This window comes from Catenuloplanes japonicus (assembly GCF_000717135.1).
GTDB lineage: Bacteria > Actinomycetota > Actinomycetes > Mycobacteriales > Micromonosporaceae > Catenuloplanes > Catenuloplanes japonicus.
Window position 1 is genome coordinate 219,087 of record NZ_JNXY01000005.1, and the last position, 17,545, is coordinate 236,631.

The following is a 17,545-nucleotide window of genomic DNA, read 5'->3' on the forward strand; positions in this document are numbered from 1 at the left end:
CCTCGGAAACGCCGGCCGATCATTCGGCCGGCGTTCCGGCGTATCAGGAACTCATGATCCGGCCGACATTCGCCGGTGACAGGTACTCGTCGATCGGCGTGCTGCCCTGCAGCGCGCCGAAGAAGCGCGTGCTCTCCGCCCGGTCGGCGGCGATCTTCGCGAACAGCGCGGCCTGCTCCGGACCCGGCGGCTCCATAGAGGCAAGACCCACGGTCATCCGGAGGTACGGCAGGAAGCGCGCGTCCCGCGTGGCCTGGTACTCCGCGAGCGCGTCCGCCATCGGCCGCTCCCCGGTCAGCCCCGCGTGCACGGCCTCGGCCAGCCACTCCGCGGACAGGAACGCGTCCATGATCCCGGCCGCCATGCACGGGTCCTTGTGGTAGCCGGCGTCGCCGACCAGCGCCCACCCGTCGCCGTGGGCCTCGCGCAGGAAGTTCGGCAGGTCCGCCGTGCCCCGGATCCGCTCGGTCCGCTCGCCGGCCGCGACCCGGGCCGCCACGTCCGGCACACGTGCGATCGCGGCCAGATAATTGCCCTCCACGTCCGCCCGGAAGTCGTGAAAGTCTTTTATCGGACAGGCGACGAAGACGCAGGCAGCGTCGTTGGTCGGAAAGATCACCACGGTACGGTCGCCGAGGTTGTAGATCTCCGCGCCCTCGCGTGAGACCCCGGTGTAGTAGGCGTAGTAACCCGCGGTGAGCGCCGGCGTGTCCGCGTAGACCTTCGCGCCGACCGCCGTGGCCACCGTGGAGTGCAGGCCGTCCGCCCCGATCACGATGCGGGCGTGCTCGACCGCGCCGTCCCTGGTCCGGACGCCGGTGACCGTGCCGTCCTCGATCAGGATCTCGTCTGCGATCGCGCCGGTCCTGACCTCCGCGCCGGCGTCCCGGGCGGCGTCGACCAGGATCTCGTCCAGCCTGGTGCGCCGCACGCAGTAGGGGGACGTGACGCCGTCGACCGGCGGTGGCGGGCCGGTGATCGCGAACGGCCCGAAGTCCATGGTGAACGTGGCGTGCGGCGGCGCACCGGTCGCCACCACGGCGTCGTAGAGGCCCCACCGCTTGAGCGCGACCATGGCGGGGATGTGCATGAGGTGCGTCGACAGGGTGTCGCTGGGAAATGTCGCTTTGTCCAGCAGGAGAACGCTGTGCCCCTGGCGGGCCAGCAACATGGCGGTAGGCGAGCCTGCGGTGCGCGCGCCCACGACGATCGCGTCATACATGATCCCACCGTGGTCGACTCCGTCCGGTGCGTCAACGAGGTGGGCGGGTGTCCGTTCGGCCGATGTTCCGTGGCACCTTTGTATACATGGAGATCACCACTGTTGACCTCGACGCGCCCCCACAGCTGTGGGCGCGGTGGGTCGCGCAGGCGGCCGCGCTTGCCACGATCGGATATCGGGACGTGTACTGGATCGACGGCGCGGGCGCGCACCACGACGATCACGGTGGCAACTGGTCCCGGCTGGTGCTGATCGACGGCGACCGGGCGGTGCTCTTCGGGTACGACCACGAGTACAGCCGCACCGTGGACCACAGCCCGCCGATCGACCTGCTGGCCGGCGCGCCCGAGTGGCTGCCCTGGGCGGAGCTGACCCGGGCCGCGAACATCAACCAGCTCGGCTACGCCTACTGGTACGAGAAGGCCTGGCACCGCGTCGCCTACCCGCAGGATCTCGGCGACGACGGCCTGCTCGCCACCACCCGTGAGGTGATCGACGACGAGCAGGCGCTGCTGGCGCTGCGCGAGATCGTGTTCAGCTGGGGCCGGCACACCCCGGCGGACCCGGTCCGGGAGCGCGTCGAGGTGGACTCCGCCGCGGATCGGCTGCTGGCTGCCGCGTACCAGCGGTCCGTGCACGCGGAGCTGCTGGCCGACCTGCTCGGCCGCGTCACCGCGATTCGCCCGGACCCGCAGGCCGGCGTGCACGCGGCCGCACAGGGCGGCGGGACGCCGGGTAGCGCCGCGCCGTTCGCGCCCGCCGCGCCCGCCCGTCCGGCCCGCCGCCGGGTGCGCCGGCTCAGCGACGAGCAGCACCAGGAGCTGGTCTGGACCGCGATGCGGCAGTCCGGCGAGCTGCACCGGCCGGAGGAGCCGATCTACCCGCCGCCGCAGCAGCTGACCGACCTGGTCGAGTGGGCCCGCGGACGCGCCCCGGCCGGCGACGGGCGCTGTTCCGTCATGTTCCAGCTGGAGATCGACGGCGCCAGCGAGCAGCCCGGCGAGCACGCGCCCGCGACCCGGCCGGGCGAGGACTCGTTCCGGCTGTTCCGCGAGGCCAGCGACCTGGCCCGCGCGCTGTGGTCGGCCGAGGACGAGGGCGGCCGGGGTCGCTGGCTGTTCCTGCGCGTGGAGACGACCGCGGACCGCTACCACGCGGAGCGGCGCTGGGACTCCTGGCCGGACTGGTGGGAGTACGACGGCATCACCGGCCCGTGGCTCGACCAGCTGAACGCGGAGATGACCCGCCGCTCGCCGCAGTGGCGCCCGGACTGGGCCGTCCTGCTCGAGCCGGACGTCGCCTGGAGCGGCCCGCCGGACCGCTACGCGCACCTGCTGAACTGAGGCAGAAGGCCCCCGGAGCTGGGGGCCTTCGTCGCATCATGGGGGAATGACTGATTTCGGAGCGGGCACTCCCGTCTGGATCGACCTGGGCAGTCCCGACGTCGGGGCGGCCGTCCACTTCTACGGCGAGCTCTTCGGCTGGACCGCGCCGGCGGCGCCCGGCAGCGACTACACGACGTTCCTGCTGGACGGCGCGCCGGTCGCGGGCGTCTGGGCGGCGGGCGGCGACTTCAAGGGCTGGTACACGTACCTGCTCACCGACGACGCGGACGAGACCGCGCGCCTGGTGGCCACGGCCGGCGGGTCCGTGCGCAAGGCGCCGTACGACGTGCCGGAGCGGGGACGGGCCGCGATCTTCCTCGACCCGTGCGGCGCCGAGTTCGCCGTCTGGGAGCCGCGGGGGATGACCGGTGCGGGCGCCTTCAACGTTCCCGGCGCGCTGGCGTGGAACGAGCTGGCCACGCCCGATCCGGTGCTCGCGCAGCGGTTCTACGGCGACGTGTTCGGCTGGACCGCGGCGGAGGACAACGGCACCACGGTCTGGCAGTCGGGCGGGCGGCCGATCGGCAGCATGGAGAAGTCCGCGGAGGCGCGCTGGACGGTCTACGTCGGCGTCGCGGACGCTGATGCCGCCGTGGCGAAGGCCACCGGTCTGGGTGCGACCGTCACCGCGCCGGCGACGGACATCCCCTGGGGCCGGTTCGCCACCCTCACGGACCCGCAGGGCGCGCCCTTCTCGCTCTTCCAGGACTGAACCGTCAGCGCACCGGGACGACCAGCGGGCCGTGCTCGCCCGGCAGCACGCGGACGCGGGCGCGGTAGTGCGTGGCCAGCAGCTCCTCGGTGAGCACCTCGGCCGGGGCGCCCGCGGCCGCGACCCGGCCGGCGGCGAGCAGCACCATCCGGTCCGCGTACCCGCCCGCGATCGACAGGTCGTGCATGGTGGCGACCACGGTCAGGCCGCGGTCCCGGCGCAGCCGGTCGACCAGGTCCAGCACGTCCTGCTGATGGCCGATGTCGAGCGCGCTGGTCGGCTCGTCGAGCAGCAGCAGCGGTGCGCGCTGGGCGAGCGCGCGGGCCAGGAACGCGCGCTGCCGCTCGCCGCCGGAGAGCGTGGTCAGCGTCCGGTCCGCGAGCGCGACCAGGTCCAGCGCGGCGATCTCCTGCGCGGCGGCGGCATGGTCGGCCGCGGACTCCCGGCCGAGCGGCGGCACGTAGGGGGTGCGGCCGAGCAGCACGTATTCCCGGACCGTCATGCCGGGCGGGACCGTGGGGGCCTGCGCCACCGTGGCCACCCGCCGCGCCCGCTCACGCGGCCGTAGCGCCGCGATCGGGGTCTCGCCTATGTGGACGGTGCCGGAAAACGACACGAGCCCGCTCAGCGCGCGCAGCAGCGTGGACTTGCCGGCGCCGTTCGGCCCGATCACCGTGACCCACTCGCCGGGCGCGACGTCCAGATCGACGCCGTCCAGCACGATCGCAGCGCCGAGACGCACCCGCAGGCCCCGCGCCGCGATCACAGCGACACCCGCCGGTTCGTGCGCAGCACCAGCGCGAAGAACGGCGCGCCGCACAGCGCGGTCACCACGCCGATCGGCACCTCGGCAGGGGCCGCGGCCGTGCGCGCGATCAGGTCGGCCAGCGTCAGGAACGCGGCGCCGAACAGCATCGACAGCGGCAGGATCACGCGGTACGACGCGCCCGCCAGCAGCCGGACCGCGTGCGGCACGATCACGCCGACGAAGCCGATCAGGCCGGAGACGGAGACCGCGGCCGCGGTGCCGAGCGACGCGGCCACCACCAGGATCAGCCGGGAGTGCCGCGGGTGCAGGCCGAGCCCGGCCGCCTCCTCGTCGCCGACGGTCAGCACGTCCAGCTCCCGCCGGTGCGCCAGCACCACGACGGCGGTGACCAGCACGTACGGCAGCAGCAGGCGCACGTCGCCCCAGCCGCCGGTGGCCAGCCGCCCGAGCAGCCAGGAGTAGATCTCGCGCAGGTCCTCCACGTGCCGCTGCATCAGCCACACCTGTCCGGCCTGCAGGAACGCGGCGACCGCGACGCCGGACAGGATCAGCGCGGCCGGTGACCGGTCGCCGCCGGACGCGCCGAGCAGGTAGGTCAGCCCGAGCGCGGCCAGCGCGCCGGCGAACGCGGCCGCCGGCAGCAGCGTGCGCGGGCCGTCCAGCGCGATCACCGCGGTGGCGGAGAGTCCGGCGCCGGCCGCGACGCCCAGCAGGTACGGATCGGCCAGCGGGTTCCGGAAGACGCCCTGGTAGGCGGCGCCGGCCAGCGACAGCATCGCGCCGACGAGCAGGCCGAGCACCACGCGCGGAAGCCGCAGCTGCAGGAGCACGGCGGACTCGCGCGGATCCAGGCCGCTCTCCAGGCGTACCCCCGGAACGAGGTTGATGATCTCCGTCGCGACAGCGACGGGCGGCAGCGGCACCGGACCGAACGCGAGCCCGGCCACGCCCGCACCCACCACGGCGAGCGAGCCGGCCACCCACCGGAGCGGCCGCAACCGGCTCACGCCGGGACCTTGGCCACCGCGTCCGTGACGGCGCGGACCAGGTCGGCCACGCGCGGGCCCCAGCGGGACGCGATGTCGTCGTCCAACGCCACGACCTGCTTCTTCCGCACCGCGGTCATCGTGTTCCAGCCGGGCCGCGCCGCGACCGTGTCCGCGCTCTGCGCACAGCAGGTGACGTCGGCCAGGAAGATCAGGTCCGGGTTCGCCTTGACCAGGAACTCCTGATTGAGCTGCGGATAGCCGCCCGCGGCGTTGTTCGCGTCGGCCGGATCGGCCACATTGGTCAGTCCGGCGCGGCCGAGCAGCGCGCCGGCGAACGTGGCCGAGGTCGCGGAGTACAGCTCCGGGCCGAGCTCGTAGTAGTAGCTCAGCGGCGTCGCGCGCTGCGGCAGGCCCGCGACCAGCTTGTCGATCTCCGTGCCGACGCCGTCGGCCAGGCTCTCCGCGTCGGCCGGGCGGCCGGTCAGCGCGCCCAGCTCCCGCCACTGGCGGAACGCGTCCGGAAGCGACGTGGCGGCCGGGGCCAGGTAGACCGGGATGGCCAGCGAGGTCAGCGCCTTCACGACGCCGTTGATGTCGTTCGAGATCACCACCAGGTCCGGCGTCCTCGCGGCGATCGCCTCCGCGTTCGGCTGGAAGCCGGACAGGTCCGTGACCGGCACGCCCGCCGGGAAGTCGGACTGGTCGTCGACGGCGGTCACCTGCGGGCCCGCGCCGATCGCGAACAGCACCTCGGTGGCGGTCGGCGACAGCGAGACGATCCGCTCCGGCCGCTTGTCCAGCGTGACGCCGCCGACTGTAACGGGATAAGTCCCGAAATATGATGGTCCGGGCTCGGCCGGGCTGGTCCGCCCGTCATCGGCACACCCGGCCAGGGCGAAAACCATCAAAAACGCTGCGAGGGTACGACGTCCGCGCGCCACAGCCACCTCCGGTTCGACGGCGGAGCAGGCACGCATCGTGCGATGCGCCCCGGATCCGCGAGGGCGATGATCGCAACCGTGCTCCGCAGGCGACCTGGCTTTCACAGTTGCGGGACAGCGCCGGATTCGCACCGGACTTCGCTGTGGAGACGGTCCTTGCCCCAGACGCTAGTGCAGGCCCCGGCCGTGGTGACCGGGACCTGCGTCATAGCGCTGTCGATCTAGCAGTAGGTGGACTGCTTGCCGATCACCCGGTACGGGCAGTCCGCGTACTCGGTGAGCAGCAGCACCGCGGACCGGTTGACCGCGGTCTGCGCCGGGATCACCTCGTCGGGCGGGTAGAAACCGCCGCCGCTGCCGCTGGACCCCGGGTACATCTCGAACGTGTAGGCGAAGATCTTGTGCACGCCCCACAGCCAGTCGAGGCTGTCCCCGTCCGTGATGTAGAGGTCGCTGGACTGCTCCGGCGTGTACCCGTTCAGGTTCGCCATCTGCGTGCCCAGCGTCGCGAACGTGTTGTACTGGTCCGCGTTCATGCCGGTCGCGGTGTTCGCCGTGGTGTATCCGTACGGCCAGAGCACCAGCTTCGAGTACGTGTGGAAGTCGATGTTCGCCTTGATCTGCTGCACGCCGCCGACCACGCGCCCGTTGACGAAGTTGCGCAGCGCTGCCGTCTCCGGCGCGGAGAACGCGGACGGGCCGCGGTAGGTCGCGGACGACGTCGTGCCGGACGAGCCACCGCAGCAGCCCCAGTTGTAGGCCCAGTTGCGGTTGAGGTCGGTGCCCACGTTCGACGAGCCGCTGTTCGGCTGCCGGTTCTTGCGCCACGACCGGTAGGAGCCGGTGGCGATGTCGTACTCGCTGCCGTCCGGGTTGACGGTCGGCACGATCCAGATCTCCCGCGAGTTGACCAGGTTGGTGATCTGCGTGTCCGAGCCGTAGTTGTCGGTGAACAGGTTCAGCAGGTAGATCGCCATCTCGACGGTCAGGTGCTCACGCGCGTGCTGCTGCGAGTTGAACAGGATCTCCGGCTCGGACTCGTCCGTCGCCACGTTGTCCGAGATCTTGATGATCGGCAGGTCGCGGCCCTCGTACGACGTGCCGATGCTGGTCTTCCGCGCGATCGACGGGTGATCGGAGACCACCTGGTTCACGACCGCGATCAGCTCGGCGTAGTTGTGGTAGTTCGAGTCGGCGGACGGGAAGTCCAGCGTGCCGATGTCGCCGGTGCCCGGCGCGGCCACGGCCGTGACCGTGAACCCGAGCGCGCGGATCGACCGCAGCTCCGCGGTGCTGGCGGAGACGGTGAGCACGCCGTGCTCCTGGACCGCGTCGATCGCGGCGCCGGTGCGGGCGACCGCGTTCCGGGCATCGGCGGTGCGGACGCCGCTCACGGTGTACTGCGTGGTCTCTTGCTCCGCGGCGGCGGTCGCCTGCTCCGCCGACGCGGGGCCGGTCGCGGTGACCACCAGCGCCAGGGCGGCTGCGGCGGCCACGGCGAGGCGGAAACGGGATGTGGACACGGATGAGCCTCCTGGGGGTGTGGAGGTGCTTCCGGGTACTTCACCACCCGTACCGTGATCGTCTCAATATGCTTCGATATCCCAAAGCGATCATCCCGCCGGTGACATGGGTCTTTTCTAGCCGGCCTTGTCCGCCTTCTCCGCCTTCTCCGTCACGACCTCGTCCTGCTGGTCCTGCCGGTCCGGCTCGTCCTCGCCGGCCAGGGCGGCGCGGAGGCGCTGGCGCTCGGCCCTGCGCTTGTCCGCGCGGTCGGCCAGCGCGACCGCCATGTCGTCACGCCAGCGGCCGAGCAGGAAGAAGGACGCCACGGCGGAGAGCAGCACCGCCACGATCAGCTTGAGAAAGATGTCCAGGTCGACGAACCACAACGCCGCGAAGAACGCCGCGAAGAGAACGATCCGGCCGGCCGTGTACTTGATCGCGGCCACAGCGCGTCACCTCGTTCCACCGAAAACACAACCATCAGAGGGTACGTCGTGGAGCCGCGCCGGGACGCTCAGGCCCAGATGCGCTGCGGTTCGGCGCGGCGGGCGGCCAGTGGGACCGGGGCATCGTGCTCGTGGATCACGGTAAACGCGGCGTCCCGGGCGACCGGGCGCAGGCCGGCGTCCCAGATCATCTCCAGGAGTTCGCGGGTGGCGTCGAGCGCGACCGCGTTCTTGTCCGCGTTGCGCCAGCGCGAGGTCCCCGCGTCCGTTCCCGCTTCCTCCGCTGTTTCCCCCGCTTCCCCTGTCTCCGCAGACTCCGCCGCTTCGGCGGGGATGTCGCTCAGGTCGTCGGCGCCGTAGTTGAGCAGCAGCTGGGTGAGCGCGGGGCCGTGCGAGGCGTAGTCCGCGGTGAGGTGTGCGGCCGGGTCGAGCAGCAGGCGGGCCACGGCGAACGTGCGCAACGCGTCGGCCGGCGCTGCCTCCTCCTTGACCAGCACGGCGGTGACGCCGCCGGAGAGTTCACGAAGGTTTAGCACCGAGTCCACCAGGTGCGCGGCCGGGTCCTCGGCGCCGCCGTAAACGATCTCACGGGAGTCGATGGGCCGCGCGACGGCGAACGTCACCCGATCGTTGTAGGACTCGGTCCGGCGGTGGTGTGCCAACCTGCCCAACCAGGCCAGCTCATCCGTACCGAAGAGGACAATTCCGTCATCTCGCGTGAGCCGCCCCCCGGCGTAGACCTTCTGCTCGAGCGCGTGCTTCAACCCGGAATCCATGCTCAGAGCCTACGTGGCCGGAAGCTGAACGATCAGGCGGCCGCAGTGGATCTCACGTCGTCCAAACGCGACGAAGTTTCCGATTTATCCCCGCAAAACGCGCGAATTTCAGCTACTTCACAGCGACCTATCGCCATAGACCGATCGACACCCTGTGGCAGTGTGAGGTACACCCTTAGGGGGAACGGGACGAGCCGGGATGATCCACGGTAGGTCGACCGGCGAGCACGTGGGGAATGGTATGGGTCAGAACGCTCATGTGGGACGCCATCGGGCCGCACCGTCTCCGCTGCTGCGACCGGTGATCTTCACCGCCGTGGTCAGCGCGACGCTGGCCGCGGTGATCAGCTCTCCGGCGTATGCGGCGCCGCCGATCCCCGGCATCCCGGACGCCGGCTCCCGGCCGGCCGCGACCGGCGCGCTCGCCCTCCCCGGCGCCGCGGGCACCACGCCCGGCGGCAACGGCGGCGTCACGCAGAACACGTCGGTCACCGGCAACCCGATAGCGGCCGAGCTGGAGGCCAAGCAGACCGAGGTCGCCCAGGCCGGTCAGCGGCTCCTGGCGCTGGAGGAGCAGGTCAACCAGGCCGCGGCCGCCGTCGTCGTCGCGGAGCAGCAGGTCACCGCCACCAGCACCGCGCTCGCCACCGCGCAGGCCGCGACGGACAGCGCGGCCGCCAAGACGCTGAAGGAGGAGGCGGCGCTCCCACCCGGCACGTTCGACTCCGACCTTTACAAGATCGGTTCGCTCTGGCGCGTGCCGCGCGACTCGGACAACGACGCGGAGCGCACCGCACGCGAGCTGGCCCGCGCCCAGGAGGCCTCGCTCGCCGCGATGACCGCGCGCGACACCGCCGTGGCCACCGAGACGCAGATCCGCACGCAGTTCACCACGCTGCAGGACGCCATGAAGGCGTTGGAGCAGCAGTTGCTCAAGCTCCGCGAGACGCACGAGGACGAGCTGACCGCGATCGCGGCCCAGCAGGACGCGGCCGAGGCCGCGCTCGGTGCGGACTACGTCGACAACACGACGACGGACGGCCTGACCGCGCACCCCAAGGCGCTGGCCGCGCTCGCGTTCGCGATGGCACAGCGCGGTAAGTGGTACGAGTGGGCCGCCGAGGGCCCGGAGACCTACGACTGCTCCGGCCTGATGTGGGCCGCCTACCGGCAGGGCGCCGGCTACTACGGTCTCCCCCGCGTCGCCAACGACCAGTACTACGCGACCCGCGGCAAGACCGTCCCGAAGACCGCGATGCTCCCGGGCGACCTGGTCTTCTTCAGCACCAGCAGCCGGTGGAGCGACGTCTACCACGTGGGCATGTACGTCGGCGACGGCAAGATGATCAACGCGCCGACCACGGGCGAGGTCGTCAAGATCCAGTCGATCCACTGGTCGCGGTTCTTCGCCGCCACCCGTGTCTTCGGCGCGGTCGAGGCGCCGGCCAACGGCAACGAGAAGCCGAAGCCGACGCCCACCCCGACGCCGACCCCCACGCCGACTCCAACGCCCACCCCCACCCCGACTCCCACACCGACGCCGACGACGCCCAGGCCGTCGCTGACGCCGTCCAAGCCCAGCTCGCCGACGCCGCAGCCGACCACGCCGTCCCCGACGCCGACGGTGCCGACGCCCACCCCGACGCCGACGCCCACGCCGTCCGTCTCGGCCACCTCGTCCGGCCCACCGTCGAATACGCCGTCCAGCGGCACATCGGCCAGCGCGTCCTCGGCCGCCGGCGAGAGCGCAAAGGCCTCCAGCAGCGCGTCCTCGTCCGCGTCCGGCAGCGCCTCCGCCTCCGCGAACGGCTGATCCCGGGTCGCCTGTCCCGTGACTCGCGGGTATGGCACGTTTATGCGAGGGTGAAGCGTGGGAGGCAAAGGTCATGAGCGAGGATCGGGTGCAGGGCGCCGACGCGTCCGAGAGCAACCCGGCGGCGGTGGCACGTGCCCAGGTGGGACGCGCTTCCGTAACCGGTGCTACCGCGGGTGATCCGGCCGGTTTCGGGGCGCTTCCGTCCCGGGTGCCGGCCGAGGGGCGGACCTACCGGGCCGGTGACCTGGCAGAGGCGTCCGGCGAGCCGCCGGCCCCACTGACACCGGCATCCGGGCCGATAACGCCCGCGCCGGTCCTGGCGTTCACCACGCCGGACATGTCCGCGAGCCCCGGCTTCGCCGACTTCACCGGCGACAGCCCGGCCACGTCCACCGCGCCGAGCGCCGGCCTGTCCGCTTCCGGCGTGTCTGGCGCCGGCACGCCCGGTTCTGGTGCGTCCGGCTCTGGCGCATCGGGCTTCGGCACCGCGGGCTCTGGTGCGGCGGGCTTCGGCACGGCGGGTTCCGGTGCGGCGGGCTTCGGCACGGCGGGTTCCGGTGCGGCGGGTGACGGCGCATCGGCCTGGTCGAGCTTTGCGATGCCGAAGCGGGAGACGGCTGACGCCTCGCTCAACGCGGCGGTCGCCACCGCCCAGAGCGAGCCCGCGCCGATCCGCGACGCCGACAAGCCGGATTCGTCTGCTTCCGAGTCTTCCGCCGCGTCTCAGGCCGCGGGGGGAGTCGTGGCTGCCGCTGTGTCGCCGCTCAGCGCGGCGTCGTCGAGCGCTGCCACCTCGTCCGGTGACGTGTCGTCCGCAGCCGCCTCACGCGGTGCCGTGTCGTCTGCTGCCGTGTCGGCCGGTGCCGGTTCGGACGCTGATCCGGTTTCGTCCGCGGCCGGCTCGTCGGCCGACAGCCCCGCGTCCCCGGCCATCGTGCCGGCCTCCCCGGACACTGTGCCGGCGCTCAGCCCGGTTTCCCCGGCCGCTCCGGCCTCGGCGGCCGCGGCCGCATCGCCGCTCGGCGTGCAGAGCACGTCCTGGCCGAACGCGTTCGCGCTCGGCCACGACGACCCGCGGCCCGCGTCCGCACCCCCGGCCTCGTCCGCGGCGGCCGTTGCCGGCAGCGCATCCGTGTCGGCCCCGCCGTCCTTCTCCTCCGCTCCGGTCTCCGGTGGGGCTCCGAGCTCGGACGCGCCGGTCTCCGGCGGCGCACCGGCCTCCGACACGCCGTTCCCGGCCTTCGGCAGCACGCCGGCCACGGATTCGCCGGTCTCCGGCGGCGCACCGGCCTCCGACGCGCCGTTCCCGGCGTTCGGGGGCGCACCGGCCTCGGACACGCCCGTCTCCGGCGGCGCACCGGCCTCCGACACGCCGTTCCCGGCCTTCGGCAGCGCGCCGGCCACGGACACGCCCGCCTCGGATGCTCCCGTCTCGGGCGGCGCACCGTTCCCCGCGTTCGGCAGTTCGCCAGGCGCGGAAACGCCCGTCTCCGGCGCACCGATCTCGGCCACGCCGTTCCCCGCGTTCGGCAGCACGCCGGTCTCGGGGCCGCCCGCGTCCGCGACGCCGGTCTCCGGCGGGGCGCCGGCTACCGCCACGCCGTTCCCGGCGTTCGGCAGCAGCGCGCCCGTCTCGGGGCCGCCCGGGTCCTCGGCACCGGTTTCGGGTGGGGCGACGATCTCGGCCACGCCGTTCCCGGCGTTCGGCAGCGGTGCACCGGTCTCCGGGCCTCCCGCGTCCACCACGCCGGTCTCCGGCGGGGCGCCGGGGTCCTCCTCGTCCTTCCCGGGGTTCGGCAACGCGCCGGTCTCCGGGCCGCCCTCGGGCACGACGCCGGTGTCCGGTGGCGCGCCCGCCTCGTCGTTCCCCGGCTTCGGCAACGCGCCCGTCTCCGGGCCGCCCTCGGGCACGACGCCGGTGTCCGGTGGCGCGCCCGCCTCGTCCTTCCCGGGGTTCGGCAACGCGTCCGTCTCCGGTCCACCGGCGGGCACCGCGTCGTCCGGCTCGTCCGCGGGCACGGCGCCGGTGTCCGGTGCGCCGATCTCGGCCACGCCGTTCCCCGCGTTCGGCAGCAGCACGCCGGTCTCCGGGCCGCCCTCGCCGGTCTCCGGTGGGGCGCCGGTCTCGTCGCCGCCGGTGACGAGCGGGCCGCCCCCGTTCCGGGCCGCGTCGCCGACCTCCTACGGACAGGCCGCGTCGTCGCCGACGTCCTACGGGCAGCCCACGTCCTACGGGCAGCCCGCCGGTGGCGCGGCGGCGCCGGTGCAGCCGGACTACTCGCTTCCCGCGCAGCGCAGCGGCAGCGTGGCACCGGGCGAGCCGACCCGGGCGCGCGCGTCCGTACCCGGGATGAACCGCATTGCGCCGGACGCGCCCGGTGGGGCCTTGAGCGGCGGGACCTCGGGCAGCGGATATCCGCGTGTCTACGGGGCCGCGGCGCCGACCTCGACCGAGCCGGACCCGGTCCGGCCGCCGGACCCGATGGAGCCGCCGCAGCCGGCCGAGCCGCCCGCGCCCGGACCGGGGCCGGTGCCGACGCCGTTCCCGGATCCGAACCGGCCCGGTCAGCCGGGGCCGCACCCGGGTCCGCCGGTGCCGATGCCGCCCGCGCCGCCGACGCCGTCGCCCGCCCCGCCGTTCCCGTCGCCGTCTCCGATGCCGCCGTTCCCGCCGCCGCCCGCGGGCGGGACCACCTGGACGTCCTCGTCCGCCGCGCACGCGCAGGTGCGGCCCGGGAACGCGGGTGGCGTGCCGCCGTGGCCGGCTCCCGAGGCAGGCCGTCAGTGGCCGCAGCGCAGTGAGTCGAACGTGACGCCGGTCGCGCGTGGGTACTCGCCGGACAGCCCGGACGATCCGCACGGGGTGGCCGCGTCCGCCGAGTACAACCAGTGGGCGCGCGGTCAGCGCCGGGAATCCGGCACCGTCTACTCGCCGCCGGCCCGTTCGGGTGAGCCCGCGGCGCGGGCCGTGCCGGCCAATCCGGCCATCGAGAACACGGGGTCACTGACCGGGCACATCCTGTCGCCGCAACGGTGGAGCGACAATTCCAATTCGAACAATTCCACCCGTGTGGTGGTCATCCTTGGGAGCGTCTTCGCGGCCATCGTGGTGATCGGAATCGTCGCCGCGATTGTGCTGGGTGACCTGGTCAAGGGGTTGTTCGGGCAGTAAACGCAAGAACAATTCGGACGTTACGGTGGCGGGGTAACACAGTGAGCCCCGCCACTACAGGACGGGAATGCCCCCGGATCGCCGCTGGTTGACGGGTAGGCTGTCATTCATCCATTGGTTCCGGTCGGCGCGATCAGCGCCTGCCGCAGGGCGTTCTTGCAGGGCATTCGCGGCGACTCCCCTCGCCGCGGCGGGGCCACTTAGCGAGCATGCGCCCCGTTGAGAGGTTTCTTTGACGACTTTCGTTGACCCCAGCACGTTCCCGTCCCTCTTCGACTCGTCCGCGGACCCTTCCGCCGAGTCCGTCTCCGCTCCCGCGAAGACCGCTTCTGCCGCCGTCCCGGCGACGCCCACCGACGTAACGGAGCCCGCCACCATGGTTGAGCGCGACGACGCGGTGGACCCCGCCGACGTGGCAGAGCAAGAGCAGGGCCCGAGCTTCGAAGACCTCGGTCTTCCCAACCGCCTGGTGAAGGCGCTTGCCCGTGAGGGCATCACGACGCCGTTCGAGATCCAGGCTGTCACCGTTCCCGACGCGCTGGCCGGCAAGGACGTTCTCGGCCGCGGCCAGACCGGCTCCGGCAAGACGCTGGCGTTCGGCCTTCCGGTGCTGGCCCGCGTGGCCGCCGGTGGCCGTGCCGAGCCGCACCACCCCAAGGCCCTGATCCTGGTGCCGACGCGCGAGCTCGCCATGCAGGTGGCGGACGCGCTGATGCCGCTGGGCAAGCCGCTGGGCGTGTTCATCAAGACCGCGGTCGGCGGTGTGCCGTACGACCGTCAGATCGACTCGCTCCGCCGGGGCGTCGAGATCATCGTCGCCACGCCGGGCCGCCTCGGCGACCTGATCAACCGGGGCGTCTGCAGCCTCGACAAGATCGAGGTCACGGTTCTGGACGAGGCCGACCAGATGGCCGACATGGGCTTCCTGCCCGAGGTCACCGAGCTGCTGTCCAAGACGCCGCAGGGCAGCCAGCGGCTGCTCTTCTCCGCGACGCTCGACAAGGACGTGGATTCGCTGGTCCGCCGGTTCATGGTCGACCCGGTGACGCACTCGACCGCGCCGGCCGTCGCGACCGTGACGACCATGGATCACCACATGCTGCTGATCCCGCCGCAGGACAAGTTCCCGGTGACCGCGCAGATCGCCGCCCGCAAGGGCCGCACGATCATCTTCGCGCGTACGCAGATGGGCGTGGACCGGCTGGTCGAGCAGCTGCACGCGGTCGGCGTCCGCGCCGGCGCGCTGCACGGCGGCAAGACGCAGCGGGCCCGCACCCGCACGCTGGCGGAGTTCAAGGAGGGCCGGACGAACGTGCTGGTCGCCACGGACGTCGCCGCGCGTGGCATCCACGTGGACGGCATCTCGCTGGTGCTGCACGTCGACCCGCCGAAGGACCCGAAGGACTACCTGCACCGGGCCGGTCGCACCGCCCGTGCCGGCGAGTCCGGCGCGGTCGCCACGCTGGTGCTGCCGAAGCAGCGTCGCACCACGCTCGGCATGCTGGAGAAGGCCGGCGTCAGCCCGGCGCAGACCCGCGTGCGGGCCGGCGACGCCGCGCTGACCGAGCTGGTCGGCGCGCAGGAGCCGTCCGGCATCCCGGTGATCGAGGAGCCGGAGCCGCGTCGTTCCGAGGGTGGCCGTGGCGGCGGCCGTCGCTTCGGCAACGGTGGCGGCGACCGTGACCGTGGCCCGCGTCGTTTCGACGGTGACCGTGGCCCGCGTCGCTTCGACGGCCCGCGTGAGGACCGTCCGCGCCGCTTCGACGGCCCCCGCGAGGGTGGCCAGGCCGGTGGCGGCGAGCGTCGTTTCGGCGGCGACCGTCCGAGCTTCGGTGGTGGTGACCGTCCGACCGGCGGCGGCTTCGGCGGCGACCGGGCGAGCGGTGGCGGTTTCGGTGCCGACCGGCGTCCGAGCTGGCGTTCGCGGGACGAGCGTCCGCGCGACGACCGTCCCCGTGACGACCGGCCGCGCGACGACCGCCCGAGCGGTGGCGAGCGTCCGCACCGGCGCCCCGCGCGTACCCACTGAGGGTTTTGATCTGTTCGTGAATTGAGGGCCGTCACCCGGATCGGGTGGCGGCCCTCAACGCGTCAGGACGGCCAGACGCCGGTGGCGAGGAACTTGCCCACCTGCTCGAGGTGCGGCGTGAGGTCCAGGCCCTGCTGGGTGACCCAGGCGTCGGAGTAGTACGTGTCCGCGTAGCGCTCGCCGCCGTCGCAGAGCAGCGTGACGACCGAGCCGGTCCTGCCGGTCGCGCGCATCTCGGCCAGGAGCTGGAACGCGCCCCACAGGTTCGTGCCGGTGGAACCGCCCACGCGGCGGCCCAGGACCGCGCTGGCGGCCCGCATGGCGGCGAGCGAGGCCGCGTCCGGGATGGCGATCATGCGGTCGACCACGGCGGGCTGGAAGCTCGCTTCGACGCGGGGGCGGCCGATGCCCTCGATCCGGGATCCCTTGCCGGTCTCGACGGTCCAGTCCGCGTCGCGGTACGCCGGGAAGAACGCCGAGTTCTCCACGTCGACGACGCAGATGCGGGTGTCGTGGCGGCGGTACCGGACGTAGCGGCCGAGCGTGGCGCTGGTGCCGCCGGTGCCCGCGCCGGTGACCAGCCAGGCCGGCACCGGGTGCCGCTCCAGCGACAGCTGAGCGAAGATCGATTCGGCGATGTTGTTGTTGCCGCGCCAGTCCGTCGCGCGCTCCGCGTAGGTGAACTGGTCCATGAAGTGCCCGCCGAGGTCGTCCGCCAGGCGCCGGGCCTCGATGACCACGGCGGACGGGCTGTCGACCAGGTGGCAGCTGCCGCCCTGGAACTCGATCAGGCTGATCTTCTCGGCGGACGTGGTGGCCGGCATGACCGCGATGAACCGCAGGCCGAGCATGCGCGCGAAGTACGCCTCCGAGACCGCGGTGGAGCCGGAGGACGCCTCCACGATCGCGGTCTCCGGCCCGATCCAGCCGTTGCAGAGCCCGTAGAGGAACAGCGAGCGGGCGAGCCGGTGCTTGAGCGAGCCGGTGGGGTGCACTGACTCGTCCTTGAGGTAGAGGTCGACACCCCACTCCGGCGGCAGCGGGAACGGCAGCAGGTGCGTGTCGGCGGACCGGTTCGCATCCGCCTCGACCTTGGCGATCGCCTCGGTCACCCAGATGCGGGCCGGCTCGTCCGTGCGGGAGAAGTCCACGCTCACCTCACCACCGGCTGCGGTCGGTGCTCGAACTTGGTGGAGAGCGCGATGGCGGTGCGGGTGCTGGCGACGCCGGGGATGCGCCCGATGCGCACCACGATCTGCTCCAGCTCGGCTATCGACCCGACCCGCACCTTGATCTGGAACGACTCGACGCCGGCCATGAAGTAGCAGTCCTCGATCTCCGGCATCTCGCGCAGCGCGGCGCCGACGTCGTCGGTGTCACCGCCGGAGTCCTGCACGATGCCGATGAACGCGGTGACGCCCAGCCCGACAGCATCCGGGTCGACCTCGGCCTGGTATCCGCGCAGGACACCGTTGGCTTCGAGTTTGCCGACCCGCTCGTGCACGGCGGGGGCGGAGAGGCCGACCTGGCGGGCCAGCTCCGCGTACGAGATGCGCGCATTACTGCGCAGCAGCTCCACTATTTTCAGGTCAGTTGTATCCACGGTGTGTAAACACTATCGCCCCCGGCCGCGCGCGGCGATCCATCGCAAATCAGAACTTTGCTCGCAGATAGTACCGCCGAACGGCCCAAGCAGTGCGTTTTCCATGTTCCACGGACACGCTTCGCGGGCGGTGATTCAATGGCCGTACGTCCCTAGAGTGCTTCGGTGTGGACACGGAA

General features: G+C 72.5%; 14 protein-coding genes and 2 pseudogenes. 5 read left to right on the plus strand and 11 right to left on the minus strand.

Annotated features, from left to right (window positions below; genetic code table 11):
• Positions 1–43: 43 nt before the first annotated feature.
• Positions 44–1,222, minus strand: coding sequence for an NAD(P)/FAD-dependent oxidoreductase (locus OP04_RS10065; RefSeq protein ID WP_033339263.1), 1,179 nt, complete (start codon positions 1,220–1,222; stop codon positions 44–46).
• Positions 1,223–1,308: 86 nt separating this feature from the next.
• Here OP04_RS10065 and OP04_RS10070 point away from each other — a divergent pair, with 86 nt between their 5' ends.
• Together OP04_RS10070 and OP04_RS10075 are read left to right on the plus strand one after the other, a co-directional pair.
• Positions 1,309–2,565 carry a hypothetical protein gene (locus tag OP04_RS10070; protein WP_033339264.1) on the plus strand — a complete coding sequence of 419 codons (1,257 nt, stop codon included), beginning with the start codon at positions 1,309–1,311 and terminating at the stop codon, positions 2,563–2,565.
• Positions 2,566–2,611: 46 nt separating this feature from the next.
• The gene (locus OP04_RS10075) at positions 2,612–3,319 is read left to right on the plus strand and encodes a VOC family protein (RefSeq protein ID WP_033339265.1); all 708 of its coding nucleotides are present in this window, start codon (positions 2,612–2,614) and stop codon (positions 3,317–3,319) included.
• Positions 3,320–3,323: 4 nt separating this feature from the next.
• On the opposite strand, the gene OP04_RS10080 is transcribed toward OP04_RS10075, so the two are convergent.
• The 6 genes and pseudogenes from OP04_RS10080 to OP04_RS55505 all read right to left on the minus strand — a co-directional run.
• Positions 3,324–4,082 carry an ABC transporter ATP-binding protein gene (locus tag OP04_RS10080; RefSeq protein WP_051797485.1) on the minus strand — a complete coding sequence of 253 codons (759 nt, stop codon included), beginning with the start codon at positions 4,080–4,082 and terminating at the stop codon, positions 3,324–3,326.
• On the minus strand, positions 4,082–5,095 hold the full coding sequence (locus OP04_RS10085) for a FecCD family ABC transporter permease (RefSeq protein ID WP_051797386.1): 1,014 nt from the start codon (positions 5,093–5,095) through the stop codon (positions 4,082–4,084). The genes OP04_RS10080 and OP04_RS10085 overlap by 1 nt, the downstream gene beginning before the upstream one ends.
• The gene (locus OP04_RS10090; protein ID WP_051797389.1) at positions 5,092–5,982 is read right to left on the minus strand and encodes an ABC transporter substrate-binding protein; all 891 of its coding nucleotides are present in this window, start codon (positions 5,980–5,982) and stop codon (positions 5,092–5,094) included. The genes OP04_RS10085 and OP04_RS10090 overlap by 4 nt, the downstream gene beginning before the upstream one ends.
• A 260-nt stretch (positions 5,983–6,242) precedes the next feature.
• Positions 6,243–7,496, minus strand: a pseudogene (locus tag OP04_RS10095) (M14 family metallopeptidase); the annotation flags it as partial.
• Positions 7,497–7,658: 162 nt separating this feature from the next.
• Entirely contained in the window at positions 7,659–7,970 is a 312-nt protein-coding gene (locus OP04_RS10100; RefSeq protein WP_051797390.1) for a DUF4229 domain-containing protein, read from the minus strand.
• Positions 7,971–8,563: 593 nt separating this feature from the next.
• A pseudogene (locus OP04_RS55505) lies at positions 8,564–8,746 on the minus strand (aminofutalosine synthase MqnE); the annotation flags it as partial.
• 241 nt (positions 8,747–8,987) lie between these two features.
• Here OP04_RS55505 and OP04_RS56420 point away from each other — a divergent pair.
• Complete coding sequence (locus tag OP04_RS56420) at positions 8,988–10,559, plus strand: C40 family peptidase (protein WP_033339269.1); 1,572 nt, start codon at positions 8,988–8,990, stop codon at positions 10,557–10,559.
• 231 nt (positions 10,560–10,790) lie between these two features.
• On the opposite strand, the gene OP04_RS10115 is transcribed toward OP04_RS56420, so the two are convergent.
• Both OP04_RS10115 and OP04_RS10120 read right to left on the minus strand, forming a co-directional pair.
• Complete coding sequence (locus tag OP04_RS10115) at positions 10,791–11,249, minus strand: hypothetical protein (protein ID WP_033339270.1); 459 nt, start codon at positions 11,247–11,249, stop codon at positions 10,791–10,793.
• A gap of 36 nt (positions 11,250–11,285) precedes the next feature.
• Entirely contained in the window at positions 11,286–12,641 is a 1,356-nt protein-coding gene (locus OP04_RS10120) for a hypothetical protein (protein ID WP_157239591.1), read from the minus strand.
• Here OP04_RS10120 and OP04_RS10125 point away from each other — a divergent pair.
• Together OP04_RS10125 and OP04_RS10130 are read left to right on the plus strand one after the other, a co-directional pair.
• Positions 12,589–13,734 carry a hypothetical protein gene (locus tag OP04_RS10125; protein WP_033339272.1) on the plus strand — a complete coding sequence of 382 codons (1,146 nt, stop codon included), beginning with the start codon at positions 12,589–12,591 and terminating at the stop codon, positions 13,732–13,734. The genes OP04_RS10120 and OP04_RS10125 overlap by 53 nt on opposite strands.
• Before the next feature lie 232 nt (positions 13,735–13,966).
• Positions 13,967–15,763 carry a DEAD/DEAH box helicase gene (locus OP04_RS10130; RefSeq protein WP_232323528.1) on the plus strand — a complete coding sequence of 599 codons (1,797 nt, stop codon included), beginning with the start codon at positions 13,967–13,969 and terminating at the stop codon, positions 15,761–15,763.
• Positions 15,764–15,825: 62 nt separating this feature from the next.
• On the opposite strand, the gene cds1 is transcribed toward OP04_RS10130, so the two are convergent.
• Together cds1 and OP04_RS10140 are read right to left on the minus strand one after the other, a co-directional pair.
• On the minus strand, positions 15,826–16,914 hold the full coding sequence (cds1, locus tag OP04_RS10135) for an L-cysteine desulfhydrase Cds1 (RefSeq protein WP_033339273.1): 1,089 nt from the start codon (positions 16,912–16,914) through the stop codon (positions 15,826–15,828).
• A gap of 2 nt (positions 16,915–16,916) precedes the next feature.
• Positions 16,917–17,366 carry an Lrp/AsnC family transcriptional regulator gene (locus OP04_RS10140; protein ID WP_033339274.1) on the minus strand — a complete coding sequence of 150 codons (450 nt, stop codon included), beginning with the start codon at positions 17,364–17,366 and terminating at the stop codon, positions 16,917–16,919.
• Positions 17,367–17,545: the final 179 nt, after the last annotated feature.